At 70.3% G+C, this 15,727-nt stretch carries 15 protein-coding genes; 12 read left to right on the forward strand and 3 right to left on the reverse strand.

Annotated features, from left to right (window positions below; translation table 11 throughout):
* Positions 1-504: 504 nt before the first annotated feature.
* The 12 genes from JHN63_RS24320 to JHN63_RS24375 all read left to right on the forward strand — a co-directional run bounded on the left by JHN63_RS24320 (position 505) and on the right by JHN63_RS24375 (position 14,007).
* The gene (locus JHN63_RS24320) at positions 505-2,172 is read left to right on the forward strand and encodes a CTP synthase (RefSeq protein ID WP_200683991.1); all 1,668 of its coding nucleotides are present in this window, start codon (positions 505-507) and stop codon (positions 2,170-2,172) included.
* A 97-nt stretch (positions 2,173-2,269) separates the two neighbouring features.
* Complete coding sequence (locus JHN63_RS24325) at positions 2,270-2,896, forward strand: NUDIX hydrolase (protein ID WP_200683994.1); 627 nt, start codon at positions 2,270-2,272, stop codon at positions 2,894-2,896.
* A 172-nt stretch (positions 2,897-3,068) separates the two neighbouring features.
* On the forward strand, positions 3,069-5,135 hold the full coding sequence (locus tag JHN63_RS24330; RefSeq protein ID WP_200683996.1) for a tetratricopeptide repeat protein: 2,067 nt from the start codon (positions 3,069-3,071) through the stop codon (positions 5,133-5,135).
* A 142-nt stretch (positions 5,136-5,277) separates the two neighbouring features.
* Entirely contained in the window at positions 5,278-6,393 is a 1,116-nt protein-coding gene (ald, locus tag JHN63_RS24335; protein ID WP_200684050.1) for an alanine dehydrogenase, read from the forward strand.
* Positions 6,394-6,795: 402 nt separating this feature from the next.
* Positions 6,796-7,932: a ParA family protein gene (locus JHN63_RS24340; protein WP_078651701.1), complete on the forward strand. Its 1,137-nt coding sequence runs from the start codon at positions 6,796-6,798 to the stop codon at positions 7,930-7,932.
* On the forward strand, positions 7,917-8,468 hold the full coding sequence (locus JHN63_RS24345; protein WP_200683998.1) for a hypothetical protein: 552 nt from the start codon (positions 7,917-7,919) through the stop codon (positions 8,466-8,468). The genes JHN63_RS24340 and JHN63_RS24345 overlap by 16 nt, the downstream gene beginning before the upstream one ends.
* Positions 8,469-8,486: 18 nt before the next feature.
* On the forward strand, positions 8,487-9,509 hold the full coding sequence (locus JHN63_RS24350; protein ID WP_200684006.1) for a ScpA family protein: 1,023 nt from the start codon (positions 8,487-8,489) through the stop codon (positions 9,507-9,509).
* On the forward strand, positions 9,506-10,162 hold the full coding sequence (gene scpB, locus JHN63_RS24355; RefSeq protein ID WP_200684016.1) for an SMC-Scp complex subunit ScpB: 657 nt from the start codon (positions 9,506-9,508) through the stop codon (positions 10,160-10,162). The genes JHN63_RS24350 and scpB overlap by 4 nt, the downstream gene beginning before the upstream one ends.
* Positions 10,162-11,346 carry a pseudouridine synthase gene (locus tag JHN63_RS24360; RefSeq protein WP_200684018.1) on the forward strand — a complete coding sequence of 395 codons (1,185 nt, stop codon included), beginning with the start codon at positions 10,162-10,164 and terminating at the stop codon, positions 11,344-11,346. The genes scpB and JHN63_RS24360 overlap by 1 nt, the downstream gene beginning before the upstream one ends.
* Positions 11,347-11,476: 130 nt before the next feature.
* Positions 11,477-12,235, forward strand: coding sequence for an NUDIX domain-containing protein (locus JHN63_RS24365; protein ID WP_200684020.1), 759 nt, complete (start codon positions 11,477-11,479; stop codon positions 12,233-12,235).
* Entirely contained in the window at positions 12,232-13,254 is a 1,023-nt protein-coding gene (locus tag JHN63_RS24370) for an ADP-ribosylglycohydrolase family protein (protein WP_200684022.1), read from the forward strand. The genes JHN63_RS24365 and JHN63_RS24370 overlap by 4 nt, the downstream gene beginning before the upstream one ends.
* 3 nt (positions 13,255-13,257) lie before the next feature.
* Positions 13,258-14,007 (forward strand): nucleotidyltransferase domain-containing protein, encoded by a 750-nt coding sequence (locus tag JHN63_RS24375; RefSeq protein ID WP_200684024.1) that lies wholly within the window; start codon positions 13,258-13,260, stop codon positions 14,005-14,007.
* Here the strand turns inward: JHN63_RS24375 and JHN63_RS24380 are convergent.
* Genes JHN63_RS24380 through JHN63_RS24390 form a run of 3 tightly spaced genes read right to left on the reverse strand, consistent with a single transcriptional unit; the run spans position 13,933 to position 15,706 of the window.
* The gene (locus tag JHN63_RS24380) at positions 13,933-14,676 is read right to left on the reverse strand and encodes a DNA polymerase beta superfamily protein (RefSeq protein ID WP_200684026.1); all 744 of its coding nucleotides are present in this window, start codon (positions 14,674-14,676) and stop codon (positions 13,933-13,935) included. The genes JHN63_RS24375 and JHN63_RS24380 overlap by 75 nt on opposite strands.
* A 21-nt stretch (positions 14,677-14,697) precedes the next feature.
* Positions 14,698-15,111, reverse strand: coding sequence for a Rieske (2Fe-2S) protein (locus JHN63_RS24385; RefSeq protein WP_200684028.1), 414 nt, complete (start codon positions 15,109-15,111; stop codon positions 14,698-14,700).
* A 22-nt stretch (positions 15,112-15,133) separates the two neighbouring features.
* On the reverse strand, positions 15,134-15,706 hold the full coding sequence (locus JHN63_RS24390) for a DUF6529 family protein (RefSeq protein WP_200684030.1): 573 nt from the start codon (positions 15,704-15,706) through the stop codon (positions 15,134-15,136).
* Positions 15,707-15,727: the final 21 nt, after the last annotated feature.

Consider the following 15,727-nt stretch of genomic DNA (forward strand, 5'->3'; position numbering starts at 1 on the left):
TCGAACGGCCACGTCGCCCCACGGGAAAAAAGGGGGCGGTCGCTGTGTGCGGTCAAGGGATCGTTTGTAGTGCGTCGTTGAGCCATGAAGCAAATGGGGGTCGTTGCTCAACGAACTGACGAGCTCTCGTTGTTCCGGGTTGTACGGGCGGGGGTGGTGCCGTGTTCCGGACCGGCTCGGCAGCGAGTGTCCGAGCAGGATACGACGCACGTAGATGATCTGTGTGCCGCTCTCGCCAACGGACCTGGGCCGAACGGGTGAGCAACGGGTGAGAAGCAGGTAACCAGGGCGCGTCCGGGTCGACGTGAGCCGTGTGTGTGTCGAGGTGAGCGCGGAGCGTGGCCGGAAGCCATCTCCTCCGGGCGCTGATACCCTGGTAGCCCGTGGACCGGTGGGCAGGAAACCCCCGAACCGCAGCGACGGCTCCTCCAGAAAAACCCGGGTTCACCGGGCGGGCAGCCGCACCGCACCCCAGACCGCGACCACGGGAGCCCCCTCTTGGCCATGCCGCCCGCTGCTTTCCGAAACAGCAACACCACGACGACCAAGCACATCTTCGTCACCGGGGGTGTCGCCTCCTCACTCGGCAAGGGCCTCACCGCCTCCAGCCTCGGCATGCTCCTGAAGGCGCGGGGCCTGCGCGTCGTGATGCAGAAGCTCGACCCGTATCTGAACGTCGATCCCGGCACGATGAACCCCTTCCAGCACGGTGAGGTCTTCGTCACCAACGACGGCGCCGAGACCGACCTCGACATCGGACACTACGAGCGCTTCCTGGACCGCGACTTGGACGGCAGTGCCAATGTCACTACAGGCCAGGTCTACTCGACGGTGATCGCCAAGGAGCGGCGCGGCGAGTACCTGGGCGACACCGTGCAGGTCATCCCGCACATCACCAACGAGATCAAGCACCGCATCCGGCGTATGGCGACCGACGAGGTCGACGTCGTCATCACCGAGGTCGGCGGCACGGTCGGCGACATCGAGTCGCTGCCGTTCCTGGAGACGGTCCGCCAGGTCCGCCACGAGGTCGGCCGGGACAACGTGTTCGTGGTCCACATCTCTCTCCTGCCGTACATCGGCCCCTCGGGAGAGCTGAAGACGAAGCCCACCCAGCACTCGGTTGCGGCCCTGAGGAACATCGGTATCCAGCCGGACGCGATCGTGCTGCGCTCCGACCGCGAGGTGCCGACCGCGATCAAGCGCAAGATCTCGCTGATGTGCGACGTCGACGAGGCCGCCGTCGTCGCCTGCCCCGACGCGCGCTCGATCTACGACATCCCCAAGACCGTGCACACCGAGGGCCTGGACGCCTACGTCGTCCGCAAGCTGGACCTGCCGTTCCGCGACGTGGACTGGACGACCTGGGACGACCTGCTCGACCGCGTCCACAACCCGCTGCACGAGATCAACCTCGCGCTGGTCGGCAAGTACATCGACCTGCCCGACGCCTACCTCTCGGTCACCGAGGCGCTGCGCGCAGGCGGCTTCGCCAACAAGGCCCGGGTGAAGATCAAGTGGGTCACCTCGGACGACTGCAAGACCCCGGCCGGCGCCGCCAAGCAGCTCGGTGACGTGGACGCGATCTGCATCCCCGGCGGCTTCGGCGACCGCGGCGTGTCCGGCAAGGTCGGCGCCATCCAGTACGCCCGCGAGCACAAGATCCCGCTGCTCGGCCTGTGCCTGGGCCTCCAGTGCATCGTGATCGAGGCCGCGCGCAACCTCGCCGGCATCGCGGACGCCAACTCCACCGAGTTCGACGCGGCCACCGGCCACCCGGTCATCTCCACCATGGCCGAGCAGCTCGACATCGTCGCCGGCGAGGGCGACATGGGCGGCACCATGCGCCTGGGCATGTACCCGGCCAAGCTCGCCGAGGGCTCCATCGTGCGCGAGGTGTACGACGGCAAGGAGTACGTCGAGGAGCGCCACCGCCACCGCTACGAGGTGAACAACGCCTACCGCGCCGAGCTGGAGAAGAAGGCCGGCCTGCAGTTCTCCGGCACGTCCCCGGACGGCAAGCTGGTGGAGTACGTGGAGTACCCGCGCGAGGCCCACCCCTACCTCGTCGCGACCCAGGCCCACCCCGAGCTGCGCTCCCGTCCGACCCGGCCGCACCCGCTCTTCGCGGGCCTGGTCAAGGCGGCCGTGGCACGCAAGACGGGCAAGTAGTACGAAGGTTGTACGGTGACCGGGGTGCGCGCCTTCAAGAGGTGCGCACCCCGGCCGTTTTGTATGTGACGTTCGTGTACGTGTGGAGGGACAGCGCATGACCATCAGGGACACCCCGGAGGAGTGGGAGATCCGGGCGACCGCGACCCCCTTCGTCGGCAACAAGACCTCCGTGCGCACCGACGACGTGGTCATGCCCGGCGGCGCGGTCGTGCACCGCGACTACCAGGTCCACCCCGGCTCCGTGGCCGTCCTCGCCCTCGACGAGCAGGACCGGGCGCTGCTCATCCGGCAGTACCGCCACCCCGTGCGGCAGAAGCTGTGGGAGATCCCGGCCGGACTGCTCGACATCCCCGGCGAGAACCCGCTGCACGCCGCCCAGCGCGAGCTGTACGAGGAGGCGCACGTCAAGGCCGAGGACTGGCGGGTGCTGACCGACGTCTACACCACGCCCGGCGGCTGCGACGAGGCCATCCGCATCTTCCTGGCCCGCGATCTCTCCGAGGCCGAGGGAGCGCGCTTCGAGGTCGAGGACGAGGAGGCCGACATGGAGCACGCGCGGGTGCCCCTCGACGACCTCGTCCGCGGGGTCCTCGCCGGCGAGCTGCACAACAACTGCCTCGCCGTCGGCGTCCTCGCCCTGGTCGCCGCGCGGCACGGCGACGGCGTCGAGGCGCTGCGCCCCGCCGACGCGCCGTGGCCCGCGCGTCCCTTCGAGTCCTGAACCCAACGCGGCCCTCCCTTCGGCCCTTTGGTGTGACGATCGGCTGATCCGATCGGGGGATGTGCCCGCCGCGCTCCGCACGGTTCGTCGCAGAGCGTGAACTAGGCTCTGGAATCACCCGATCCGGAGTCCCGGCGGGCTATGCGCGTGCAGTGGGACGGGAGTGTGGCCCGTGACGGATCAGGCGGTGGACACCGGCGGCGTGAGGCTGTCCGAGGACACTTCTGCCGAGGGTCAATTCCTGGGCCGGGCAAGAGAGTTGAAGGAGCTGCGCGCCGACATCGAGCGCGCCGGCCTGGACACCATCGCGGGCCGCAAGGCCCCCCGCGCCCGGGTCCTCCTCATCGCCGGCAAGCCCGGCTCCGGCCGTACCGCGCTGGCCGAGGAACTCGCCCGACAGGTCGCTGACCGTTACGACGCCGGTGTGTTCCGGGCCCGCCTGAGCGAACCCGACGGCACCCCCGTCCCCACCGAGCGCACCGCCCGCGAACTGCTCACCGCCCTCGAACTGCCGACCCCGGCCGGCGCCTCCGAGGACGACCTCTCGGACATCCTGCGCGAAGCCCTCACCGACCGGCGGGCACTGCTCCTGCTCGACGACGCGGCCGACGCCGAGCAGGTCGACGCGCTGCTGCCGGACTCCCCGGACTGCCTGGTCGTCGCCGTCTCCGGCGGCCCGCTCACCGGCATCGCCGACGTCCGCCCCTGCACCCTGGGCGGCCTCGACACCAAGTCCGCGCTGGAACTGCTCACCCGGTACACCGGCGCGGTCCGCGTCACCGTCGACCCGCTGGCCGCCGAGGGCCTGGTCGAGGTGTGCCGCACCCAGCCCGCCGCGCTCACCCTGGCCGGCGGCTGGCTAGCCGCCCGCCCGCAGGCGGCCGTCGCCGACCTCGCCAAGCACCTGCACGCCGAGAGCGACGAGGGCACCCCGCTGAGCCGCGTCTTCGGGCTCGTCTACGGCTCGCTGCCCAGCCCCGCCGCCCGGATACTGCGACTGCTCTCCCTCGCCCCGGCCGGCCTGGTCGACCCGCAGACCGCCTCCGCGCTGGCCGGCTGCTCGGTCAACGGCGCCCGCGCCACCCTGGACGACTTCGTCACCGCGGGCCTGCTGCGGGCCCTGGACTCCCCGCTGCCGCAGTACGAGGTCCCCGGCTGTCTCCAGCCCCTCCTGCACGCCCTCGCCGAGACCCAGGACCGCCCGGCCGAACTCCAGCTCGCCCGCGCCCGCATGCTGGAGCGGACCGTACGGCTGCTCCAGTCCTGCCGCGCCATCACCGAGACCGACAGCCCCCAGGCCAAGGAAAAACTCCTCGGCATGCCCAGCTCGCTGCGCTTCCCGAACCCCCGGGCCGCCGCCGACTGGCTGCGCCTGAGCCAGCCCGCCCTGCTGGCCGCCGCCCGCCTCGCGGTCGCCGACGGCGAACTCGACACGCTGGCACGCCGGTTGATGTCCCAGCTGGTGCGCGCGATGGTCGCCCACTTCGGCACCCAGGCCGCCGCCCCGGAGCTCTACGGCATCCACCGCCTCGTCCTCGACGTGGCCGAGCGCCGCAACCTGCCCCGCGAGCAGGCCGCCGCGCTGCTGAACCTCGCCGATCTGGACGCGCAGACCGGCCGTACGACCGAGGCGCTGGCCCGCTACCGGGCCGCGCTGGACGCCGGACGCGAAGCGAACGACCCGTATGCGACCGGCCGCGCGATGGAATCCGTAGGCGGCGCGCACCAGGAGCTCGGGGACTACGACCGGGCCGCCGACTGGTTCGGCCGCGCGCTGGCCCAGCGGCTGGCCCGGGACGAGCGCGCGGAGGCCGCCCGGCTCTACGGCCGGATCGGCGCCGCGCACACCTACGCGGGCCGCTACGGCGAGGCGCTGCGGAACTGGCGGGCGGCCGTCGCCGGGTACCGCAAGAACGGTGATGTGCCCGCCCAGGCACGGGCGTTGAGCGAGCTGGCCCGGGTCCAGGAGTACGCGGGCCGCCCCGAGGAGTCGCTGCTCACCTGCCACGAGGCCGTCGAGTGGGCGCGCCGCGCGGAGGACGTACGACTCCAGGCCGCGTTGCAGTTGCGGCTGGCCGACACCCTCGACCGGCTGGGCGACCCGGCGTCCGCCGCGCTGCACCGCGGGACGGCCGAGCGGATGCTCGGCGAGGAGCTCCAGGAGGGCGATCCCGCCCCCGAATCCCTGGAACATGACGCTAACGCCTGCGAAATCCGTAGTACATCCGCTGAAGATTGATGCATTGAAAGGCTAGACACCGAGAACGCCTTCATTAAACTGGCTCTGCCGCACCTTCTCCTGCGGTCTCCCGGTGCGCTCATGCATGTCCGGGTATGAGATGTATTGCCCCACACCCTCTGAGCCAAGGACCGTGATCCACGTGAAGGTCGGCATCCCCCGCGAGGTCAAGAACAACGAGTTCCGGGTGGCCATCACACCCGCCGGCGTGCACGAGCTGGTGCGCCACGGCCACCAGGTCGTCATCGAGCGGAACGCCGGCGTCGGCTCCTCGATCCCGGACGACGAGTACGTGGCGGCGGGCGCCAAGGTCCTCGCCACCGCCGACGAGGTCTGGGCCACCGCCGATCTGCTGCTCAAGGTCAAGGAGCCCATCGCCGAGGAGTACCACCGCCTCCGCAAGGACCAGACGCTCTTCACGTACCTGCACCTGGCCGCCTCCAAGGAGTGCACCGACGCGCTCATCGAGTCCGGCACCACCGCGATCGCCTACGAGACCGTCGAGCTGCCCGGCCGCGCCCTGCCGCTGCTCGCCCCGATGTCCGAGGTCGCGGGCCGGCTCGCCCCGCAGGTCGGCGCCTACCACCTGATGCGCTCGGTCGGCGGCCGCGGGGTGCTCCCCGGCGGTGTCCCCGGCACCCAGCCCGCGCGGGCCGTCGTCATCGGCGGTGGTGTCTCCGGCTGGAACGCGACGCAGATCGCCGTCGGCATGGGCTTCCACGTCACGCTGCTCGACCGCGACATCAACAAGCTCCGCGAGGCCGACAAGGTCTTCGGCACCAAGGTCCGGGCGATCATGTCCAACTCCTTCGAGCTGGAGAAGGCCGTCCTGGACGCCGATCTCGCCATCGGCGCGGTGCTCATCCCGGGTGCCAAGGCACCGAAGCTCGTCACCAACGAACTCGTGTCGCGCATGAAGCCCGGAAGTGTTCTTGTCGACATCGCGATCGACCAGGGCGGCTGCTTCGAGGACTCGCGTCCGACGACTCACGCCGAGCCGACCTTCCCGGTCCACAACTCGGTCTTCTACTGCGTCGCCAACATGCCCGGCGCGGTGCCCAACACGTCCACCTACGCGCTCACCAACGCGACGCTCCCGTACATCGTGGAGCTCGCCAACCGCGGCTGGGTCGAGGCGCTGCGACGTGATCCTGCTCTCGCCAAGGGCCTCAACACCCATGACGGCAAGGTGATTTACCGCGAGGTCGCCGAAGCGCACGGACTGGAGCACGTCGAGCTGGAATCGCTGCTCGGCTGACTCTGTCGACTAAGTCACCGTTCAGCAAAAGGCGATACGTCAACACAGGTCGTCAACACAGCACGCCCGGCCGGACCTTGCTCGACAGGTCCGGCCGGAAGTGTGTGTATGGTCACTTTGCGGCACTCGGTCAACTCGCGCCGAACGTAACCCTTGAACCGATTCGTGCACCGGTGAAACCTGCCGTGCGACTGCCGTACGCCCTTGACAGAGGGATGTTTCATTGCCGACACATCGGGCCGGGTCCGGCGGATTGTGTTGCTGCGAACACCCGACACGCCATAGAGTCGCCATCCGTCGGCATGGTGCCACGCTGACCTATCGAGAAGTTCCCTGGTCACCAAGGAGGTAAGACGACTTGTGAATGAGTCGACATTTTCTCCCGGGGGTGGTCAACCAGGAATGCCTGCAAGGGGCCAGGAGCCCGCGGGGTTCGAGGCTGTCGGCTCCGTTGCGGTGCGAACCTTCGCAGCCCACCAGGGTCACCAGAAGCCAGGGGTGACTCAGCCAGCACACCAGAGCATGGATGGCCATCACGTGAACGCCATGGCCGGCGACGGAAGGGGCGCGCCCCACAACCATTTCGCCGACTACGACGAACTGCCCGACGGGCACTTCTACGACCCCGACGCCGAGTACGAGCCCGATCCCGAGTACGCGGCCACACTCGCGCCCGACGCGGCCCGCCAGCGCCGTGAGCGCGTGGGCCCGACCGGACGCCCGCTCCCGTACTTCCCGATTCCGGGCCCGCTGACCAGTCACGGCCCCGCCACGATCGTCGCGATGTGCAACCAGAAGGGCGGCGTCGGCAAGACCACGTCGACCATCAACCTGGGTGCCGCGCTCGCGGAGTACGGACGACGTGTACTGCTCGTCGACTTCGACCCGCAGGGCGCGCTGTCGGTCGGACTGGGCGTCAATCCCATGGAGTTGGACCTCACCGTCTACAACCTGCTCATGGAGCGGGGCATGTCGGCCGACGAGGTACTCCTCAAGACAGCTGTCCCGAACATGGACTTGCTGCCCAGCAACATCGACTTGTCGGCTGCGGAAGTGCAGTTGGTGAGCGAGGTCGCGCGCGAGTCCACCCTGCAGCGGGCGTTGAAGCCGCTGATGGCCGACTACGACTACATCGTGATCGACTGTCAGCCCTCCCTCGGCCTGCTCACCGTGAACGCCCTGACGGCGGCTCACAAGGTGATCGTGCCGCTGGAGTGCGAGTTCTTCGCGCTGCGCGGAGTCGCGCTGCTGACGGAGACCATCGAGAAGGTCCAGGAGCGCCTCAACCCCGAGTTGGAGCTCGACGGGATCCTCGCCACGATGTACGACTCCCGCACCGTGCACAGCCGTGAGGTGCTCGCGCGCGTGGTCGAGGCGTTCGACGACCACGTCTACCACACGGTCATCGGGCGCACGGTGCGCTTCCCGGAGACCACGGTCGCCGGTGAGCCGATCACCACGTACGCCTCCAACTCCGTCGGTGCCGCCGCCTATCGCCAGCTCGCCAGGGAGGTGCTCGCCCGGTGTCACGCCGAGTGAGTCTGCCGGGGGCCGACGAACTGTTCCGTACGACAGGGGGGATGGCGCTCCAATCGTCCACCCCCAGGAGCCGGGCCAACGGCGAGGCCCGGGTACCGGCTCCGGCGGGGGAGAGCGATCCGGCCGCCGCCGGAGAGGACGCCCCGCAGTCCGTACCCGCCCAGGGCGGTGACGGAGCGGGCGCCGAGCATGTCGCGGCGGACTCGGACGGCGGAGAGTCCCGCAGTCGGTCCGCGGAGGGATCCGGGCGACGTCAGGGGGCGCAGGAAGGTTCTGCCCAGCCTCGGAAGCAGCGTCAGGGGGCCCAGGCCCAGCGTCGGCCCACCGGGCGTGAGCGGCACGACGAGAAGATCACCGTGTACGTCTCCGCCGAGGAACTCATCGACCTGGAGCACGCGCGTCTCATGCTCCGGGGCGAGCACGGCCTCGCGGTCGACCGCGGCCGGATCGTGCGCGAGGCGGTCGCCGTCGTCCTGGCCGATCTGGAGTCCCGCGGGGACGCGAGCATTCTCGTACGCCGGCTTCGCGGGCGGTAGCGGTAGCCTGCGGGGGCCATGACCTCGAACGACGCTCCCGCCGCCGGCACACCTGCCGGACGTCGGCGTGCGCTGGGGAAGGGGCCGGGTACGGCTCCCGAGGCCGAGATCGTCGTAGCGGAGCCGGAGTCGGTGCCCGAGGCCGGTCCGTCCGAGGTCGTCACGCCCGAGGTCGAGGTGCCCGAGCCGCCCGTCGAAGAGGCCGAAGAGGCCGAAGAGGCCGATGACGGTGTCTTCAAGGTTCGGCTCGCCAACTTCGAGGGGCCGTTCGATCTGCTCCTCCAGTTGATCTCGAAGCACAAGCTCGATGTCACCGAGGTGGCGCTGTCCAAGGTCACCGACGAGTTCATGGTGTACATCAGGGCGATGGGCCCTGACTGGGACCTGGACGAGACGACCGAGTTCCTCGTCGTCGCGGCCACCCTGCTGGATCTGAAGGCGGCCCGGCTGCTGCCCGCCGCCGAGGTCGAGGACGAGGCCGACCTGGCGCTGCTGGAGGCCCGGGACCTGCTGTTCGCGCGGCTGTTGCAGTACCGGGCGTACAAGCAGATCGCCGACATCTTCAACCGCCGCCTCGACGAGGAGGCCCGGCGCTACCCCCGGACCGTCGGACTCGAACCGCACCACGCCGAGCTGCTGCCCGAGGTCGTCATCCGGATCGGCCCCGAGGGCTTCGCCAGGCTCGCCGTGAAGGCGATGCAGCCCAGGCCCAGGCCGCAGGTGTACGTCGACCACATCCACGCGCCGCTGGTGAGCGTGCAGGAGCAGGCCGGGATCGTGGTGGCGCGGCTGCGGGAACTCGGCGAGGCCAGTTTCCGCACGCTGGTCGAGGACGTCGACGACACCCTGACCGTCGTGGCGAGGTTCCTGGCACTGCTGGAGCTGTACCGGGAGAAGGCCGTCGCGCTGGACCAGGAGATCGCGCTCGGGGACCTGATCGTGCGCTGGACCGGTGGGGAGGGGGAGGACGAGCCGGTGGTGACGGACGAGTTCGACCGGCCGCCCGAGCCGCCCAAGGAGACCAAGGAGGAGTCGGCGTGAGCGAGGAGACCACGGGCGTACCGGCGAGCCCGTCCGCCGTCGCGGAGCTCGACCTCAAGCCCGCCCTGGAGGCCGTCCTCATGGTCGTGGACGAGCCCGCGACCGTGGAGCACCTCGCGAAAATACTCCAGCGGCCCAAACGGCGGATCGCGGACGCGTTGCGCGAGCTGGCCGACGAGTACACCGTCCAGGGGCGTGGATTCGAGCTCAGGCTCATCGCGGGCGGCTGGCGTTTCTACTCCCGGCCCGAGTACGCGCCGGCCGTCGAGGGCTTCGTCCTGGACGGTCAGCAGGCCCGGCTCACCCAGGCGGCGCTGGAGACCCTGGCGGTCGTCGCGTACCGCCAGCCGGTCAGCCGCAGCAGGGTCTCGATGGTCCGCGGAGTCAACTGCGACGGCGTGATGCGCACCCTCCTGCAGCGGGGTCTCGTCGAGGAGGCGGGGACGGAACCCGAAACAGGTGCGATCCTGTACGTGACGACGAACTACTTTCTGGAGCGGATGGGCCTGCGCGGCCTGGACGAGCTCCCGGAGCTCGCGCCCTTCCTCCCTGAGGCTGAGGCGATCGAGGCGGAGACGCTGGAAGGGGTCCCGTCGTTCGATCCGGATGCACCGGATGCAGATGCAGACGAAACGACGACGACGGAACTTTGATGCGAAGCAGTGGCAGTGGCAGCAGTGGTGGCGGCGGTAGGAGCGGCGGGCGTGGCAACCCCCGCGGGACCGGCGGGGGCGGCAATCCCCGGGGTTCCGGCGGAGGCGGCGGCGGTCGTGGTTCCGGCGCGGGCAACTCCCGGGGCGCCGGCGGGGGCGGCTCCCAGCCGAGGGGCGCGGGAGGCCGCGACGACAAGCCGAAGCGCGCCGGAAAGCCGCGTCCCGAGGAGCGGCGCTACGACGTAGGCCCCACGGGATCCCACGAAGGCCCCAAGTCAGGGCGCGGTGCCGCCGCGCGCGGCGGTGCCAAGGGCGGCCCCAAGCAGGGCCAGGGCACCGGACGCGGGCGCTGGGCGCCGGCGACCTCGCGCGAGTACGACGCGCGGGCCGAGGAGCGCAACCGGGAGCGGTACGCGGGCAAGAAGGACATCAAGCCGCCCAAGACCTTCCCGGGCGCCGAGCAGGAGGGCGAGCGCCTCCAGAAGGTCCTCGCACGCGCGGGCTACGGCTCCCGGCGCTCCTGCGAGGAGCTGATCGAGCAGTCCCGGGTCGAGGTCAACGGCGAGATCGTGGTCGAGCAGGGGCTGCGCGTCGACCCCGAGCACGACGAGATCAAGGTCGACGGGCTGACGGTGGCGACGCAGTCGTACCAGTTCTTCTCGCTGAACAAGCCCGCCGGTGTCGTGGCGACGATGGAGGACCCCGAGGGCCGGCAGTGCCTCGGCGACTACGTCACCAACCGCGAGACGCGTCTTTTCCACGTCGGGCGGCTCGACACCGAGACCGAGGGTGTGATCCTGCTCACCAACCACGGCGAGCTGGCGCACCGGCTGACCCACCCCAAGTACGGCGTGAAGAAGACCTACCTCGCGCACATCGTGGGCCCGATCCCGCGCGATCTGGGCAAGCAGCTCAAGGACGGCATCCAGCTGGAGGACGGGTACGCGCGTGCGGACCACTTCCGGGTGGTCGAGCAGACCGGCAAGAACTACCTGGTCGAGGTGACCCTCCACGAGGGCCGCAAGCACATCGTGCGGCGCATGCTCGCGGAGGCCGGGTTCCCGGTCGACAAGCTGGTGCGCGTCTCCTTCGGTCCGATCACCCTGGGCGACCAGAAGTCGGGCTGGCTGCGGCGGCTGTCGAACACCGAGGTCGGCATGCTGATGCAGGAAGTCGATCTCTGAGCACACGGTTTGGGTGCGGCCGGTTCCGGGTTCTCCGGGGCCGGCCGTTTCGATTCCGGCTGTCGTGGGGGTTGTGCGGGATCGTGATCGCTCTTTATAGTCAGGTTGACTATTAACGGGGTGGATCACCATGACCGCAACACCGGCCTACGACAAGTACGCCTTCGAACCTTTCGCCGTCACCGCCGACCTCGCCGTCCTCACGATCCGCGCGGGCGCCCTGCACGTGCTGCTCGTCGAGCGCGGCCAGGAGCCCTACGCCGGACACTGGGCGCTGCCCGGTGGCTTCGTCGCGCCCGACGAGTCCGCGGAGACGGCCGCCCGGCGTGAACTCGCCGAGGAGACCGGCCTGTCGGACGTCTCCGGGCTGCACCTGGAGCAACTGCGCACCTACAGCGAGCCCGACCGCGACCCCCGGATGCGGGTCGTCACCGTCGCCTTCGCCGCGCTGCTGCCCGACCCGCCCGAGCCGCGTGCGGGCAGCGACGCGGCCCAGGCCCGCTGGCTGCCGTACGACGCGCTCGGGCCGCTGGCCTTCGACCACGACCGGATTCTGGCCGACGCGCGCGAACGGGTGGGCGCCAAGCTGGAGTACAGCTCCCTCGCCACCGCCTTCTGTCCGGCCGAGTTCACGCTGGGGGAGCTGCAACAGGTCTACGAGACCGTGTGGGGAGCCGAGTTGGACCGCCCCAACTTCCGCCGCAAGGTGCTCGCGACGCCGGGTTTCGTCGAACCGGTGCCGGGCGGCGCCAAGTTGACCGGCGGTCGCGGCAAACCGGCCGCGCTGTACCGCGCGGGCGCCGCTGTCGCCCTGTACCCGCCGCTGCTCCGGCCGGCCTTGGCCTCGGCCTCGGATTCGGCCTCGGGTTCGGAAGGGAGCCCCGCATGACCACGACCGGTGTCCGCAAGCGTGCCGCCACGGGAGCCCTGGTGGGCCTCGCCCTCGGGGACGCGCTCGGTTTCCCGACCGAGTTCAACGACGTGCACTCCATCCTCGCCAAGTGCGGTCCCTGGCGGGAGATGGACCTGCCGAGGCCGGCGATCGTCACCGACGACACGCAGATGACGCTGGCGTTGGGGCGGGGGCTGCGAACTGCCATGGATCGGGGGCTGCTTGGTCCCCGGCGGATGGAACGACCGGTGCGCGAGGAGTTCGTCGACTGGTACCAGTCGCCGGACAACAACCGTGCCCCCGGCCGGACTTGCCTCGTCGCCTGCAACCTGCTGAAGGTCGAGGACCGGCTCTGGCAGGACGCCAGCCAGATCGGTTCGAAGGGCTGCGGTGCCAACATGCGGGTCGCGCCGGTCGGGCTCGTCCCCGGCCTGAGCGACGAACAGCGGTCCGGCGCCGCCCAGTTGCAGTCCGCGCTGACCCACGGCCACCCGACCGCCCTCGCCGCCTCCGACCTCACCGCGCACGCCGTACGGCTGCTCGCACAGGGGGCGGAGCCGACCGGACTGGTCGGGCTGCTGCGGTCGTACGCCCTCGAGAACCGCACCCGGTACCACCATCGCTGGCTCGGCGACCTGTGGACGCGGAGCCAGGACCCCACGCCCGAGCACTTCATCGCGCGCGGCTGGGACGAGTGCCTGGAGATCCTGGGCCGCCTTCAGGACGCCGTACGCACCGTCTCCCCGGAGACCGACCCGTGCCTGGCCACCGGCGCGGGCTGGATCGCCGAAGAGGCCCTGGCGACCGGCCTGTTGTGCTTCCTCCTCTTCGTGGACGAGCCGGTGACCGCGTTGCGCCGCGCGGCCTGCACGTACGGCGACTCGGACTCGATCGCCTGCCTTGCGGGGGCGTTCGCGGGGGCGTATCTGGGGGCGGACGCGTGGCCGGAGGAGTGGGCGGGACGGATCGAGTACCGGGGGGACCTGCTGGCGCTCGGGGCCCTCTGGGACGCTTGACCGATGATCGACGTTCTGGACATCGACCTCAAGCCCGTGGTGGCCGAGCAGCCCGACCCACTGCTGTTCGCCACCGTCTCGGGCGCGCACCTCTACGGCTTCCCGTCCCGCGACTCGGACGTGGACCTGCGGGGAGTGCACCTGCTGCCGACCGCCGAACTCGTCGGCCTGCGCGAGCCCGACGAGACACGGTCGAAGATGTGGCTGCGGGACGGCGTCGAGATGGACCTCGTCACCCACGACCTGCGCAAGTTCGTACGGCTGATGCTGCGGCGCAACGGCTATGTGCTGGAGCAGTTGCTGTCCCCGCTCGTGGTGCACACCACCGACGCCCACCGGGAGCTGGCCGCTCTCGCGCCGGGCGTTCTCACCAGCCATCACGCCCACCACTACCGGGGGTTCGCCGAGACCCAGTGGCGGCTGTTCGAGAAGACCGGCGAACTCAAGCCGCTGCTCTACACGTTCCGTGTGCTGCTCACCGGTATCCATCTCCTGCGCAGCGGCGAGGTGCAGGCCCATCTGCCCACGCTCGTGGGGGAGGTCGAGGCCCCGCCGTACCTCACGGAGCTGATCGCCACGAAGGCCGAGCGTGAGCACGGGGACGCCGACGTCGACCACGCGCGGGTGCGGGCCGACGTCGAGCGCCTGCACGGCGAACTGGACGCGGCGCAGGGGGAGTCAGTTCTCCCGGACGCCCCGAGTGCCTACGACGCCCTGCACGACTTCGTCGTACGGGTCCGTCTGGAGGGCTGAGGCGTGGCGGACCCGGATCAGGAAGTCCTCCACGCGAGCCCGGTCCGGTTCGGGCGGAAGCGGGCTGCCGGCCGCCGCCTCGTCCGTCTCCGTCGCCAGGCGGGTCATCCACGACTCGACCTCCGGCCACGGGACTTCGCCGCGTTTGACGGACAGCAGGGGCGCGCGCCGGTCGCCGACGTCGATCGTCAGGGTGCCCGTGCGGAGCAGGTCGCGGGCGCTGGTGAGCAGGCGGAGCAGGTGCATCGCGTGTTTCCAGCGCGGGGCGCCGTGCGTGCGGAGATCGGCCTCCAGCTTCTTGCGCTGGCCCAACGCGTAGCGCGTGAACGTCTCGTGGACCTGGCGGGAGAGGAACGCGCCGCGCAGGGCGAGGAGTTCACGGCCGGTGTCGTCGACGTGCTCGACGAGGGGGGAGTGCAGGCACTCCAGGATGTTGGGGTTCGCGCGCAGGGCCAGCTCGCAGAAGCGCTCCAGCTCCCAGCTGAACTGCTCCTCCGCCGGGCCCTCCACGTGCGTGGGCGGCTTCTCGAAGCGCCAGAACGCCGGGGTGGGGGCCACGAACACGCCCCGGCGGTCCGTGTCACTCGCGTCCGTCGCCAGGCCGAAGGCGCGTGAACCCATCACGCAGGCGTAGATCGTGTGGTCGCGGACCAGGGACTCGGGGTGCATTCCGGGAGCGTACGCGGCAGGTCACGCCAGGCGGATCGAATTTCCCTCCACCGTGATCTGCTCCGCGGGCAGCGGCTTCGGCGCCGGGCCGCCCGCGACCGAACCGTCCGCGATCTTGAACTTGCTGCCGTGGCACGGGCAGTCGATGGTGCCGTTCGCGACGGTGCTCACCGTGCAGCCCTGGTGGGTGCAGATCGCCGAGAAGGCCTTGAACTCGTCCTTCTTGGGCTGGGTCACCACGATCTTCTGGTCCTTCAGGATCTTGCCGCCGCCCACGGGGATGTCGGAGGTCTTCGCCAACTCCTGGCCGCCGGACGCCTTTACGGAGGACGAGCCCGAGGAGTCGTTGCTGTCGCCGTACTTGCTGCATCCCGCGGTGAGCGCGGCGGCCGCACCTGTGGCGAGGACCGTGCGGCGCGTCGAGCTGTCGGTCATGTGGTCACTCCGAAGGGGATCGTCATGTCGTCACTCCGACCGTGCGGAAGAACCAGAGCGCGGAGGTCAGCCAGAGCAGGGTGAGGGCGGTGAAGACCAGTCCGCCGACGACCGGCAGCAGCCAGCCGGGCAGGCGCTCCGAGCGGAGCAGCAGCATCTTGGCACTGAAGGCGCCGAAGAACGCGCACCCCAGGAGGGAGTGCCACATCACGCGTGTCGAGTACGTCTGATAACCGAACGCGTAGAGGCAGTGCACGGCGACCGGCACCGCCAGCAGGAACGCGATCCGCCCCGACCAGCGGTGCAGGGTCGCCGACCAGCTCGGGCCCGGCAGCTTGCCGTAGACCATGAAGGCCGAGACGACCTGGACGAGGGCGAAGAAGAACGCGGCGGTCGCGAGCCAGGACTTCACCGCGCCCGTGCTGCTGAAGCCGGCGAGGTTGAAGGCGGTGCCGGCCGGGTCGTGGACCTTGCCGTAGACGCCGAGTCCCACGGCGACCGCGCCGGCCACCAGGGCCGGGATGAGATAGCGGGCGGGGCTGTCGTGGTGGCCGGCGCGGTCGCCGTGGGACTCGGCGTCTACGGCAAGGTCCACGACCCGGCCGGCACCGCCTTC

Origin of the sequence: Streptomyces sp. MBT65, assembly GCF_016612545.1 — a bacterium.
Classification (GTDB): Bacteria; Actinomycetota; Actinomycetes; order Streptomycetales; family Streptomycetaceae; genus Streptomyces.

What these genes read in the sequence shown, in the direction of transcription:
- JHN63_RS24360 (WP_200684018.1), top strand. Translation starts at nt 10,162, where the DNA reads ATGCGAAGCAGTGGCAGTGGCAGCAGTGGTGGCGGCGGTAGGAGCGGC.
- JHN63_RS24375 (WP_200684024.1), top strand. Translation starts at nt 13,258, where the DNA reads ATGATCGACGTTCTGGACATCGACCTCAAGCCCGTGGTGGCCGAGCAG.
- JHN63_RS24350 (WP_200684006.1), top strand. Translation starts at nt 8,487, where the DNA reads ATGACCTCGAACGACGCTCCCGCCGCCGGCACACCTGCCGGACGTCGG.
- JHN63_RS24340 (WP_078651701.1), top strand. Translation starts at nt 6,796, where the DNA reads ATGCCTGCAAGGGGCCAGGAGCCCGCGGGGTTCGAGGCTGTCGGCTCC.
- JHN63_RS24325 (WP_200683994.1), top strand. Translation starts at nt 2,270, where the DNA reads ATGACCATCAGGGACACCCCGGAGGAGTGGGAGATCCGGGCGACCGCG.
- JHN63_RS24370 (WP_200684022.1), top strand. Translation starts at nt 12,232, where the DNA reads ATGACCACGACCGGTGTCCGCAAGCGTGCCGCCACGGGAGCCCTGGTG.
- JHN63_RS24320 (WP_200683991.1), top strand. Translation starts at nt 505, where the DNA reads ATGCCGCCCGCTGCTTTCCGAAACAGCAACACCACGACGACCAAGCAC.
- JHN63_RS24385 (WP_200684028.1), bottom strand. Translation starts at nt 15,111, where the DNA reads ATGACCGACAGCTCGACGCGCCGCACGGTCCTCGCCACAGGTGCGGCC.
- JHN63_RS24365 (WP_200684020.1), top strand. Translation starts at nt 11,477, where the DNA reads ATGACCGCAACACCGGCCTACGACAAGTACGCCTTCGAACCTTTCGCC.
- JHN63_RS24380 (WP_200684026.1), bottom strand. Translation starts at nt 14,676, where the DNA reads ATGCACCCCGAGTCCCTGGTCCGCGACCACACGATCTACGCCTGCGTG.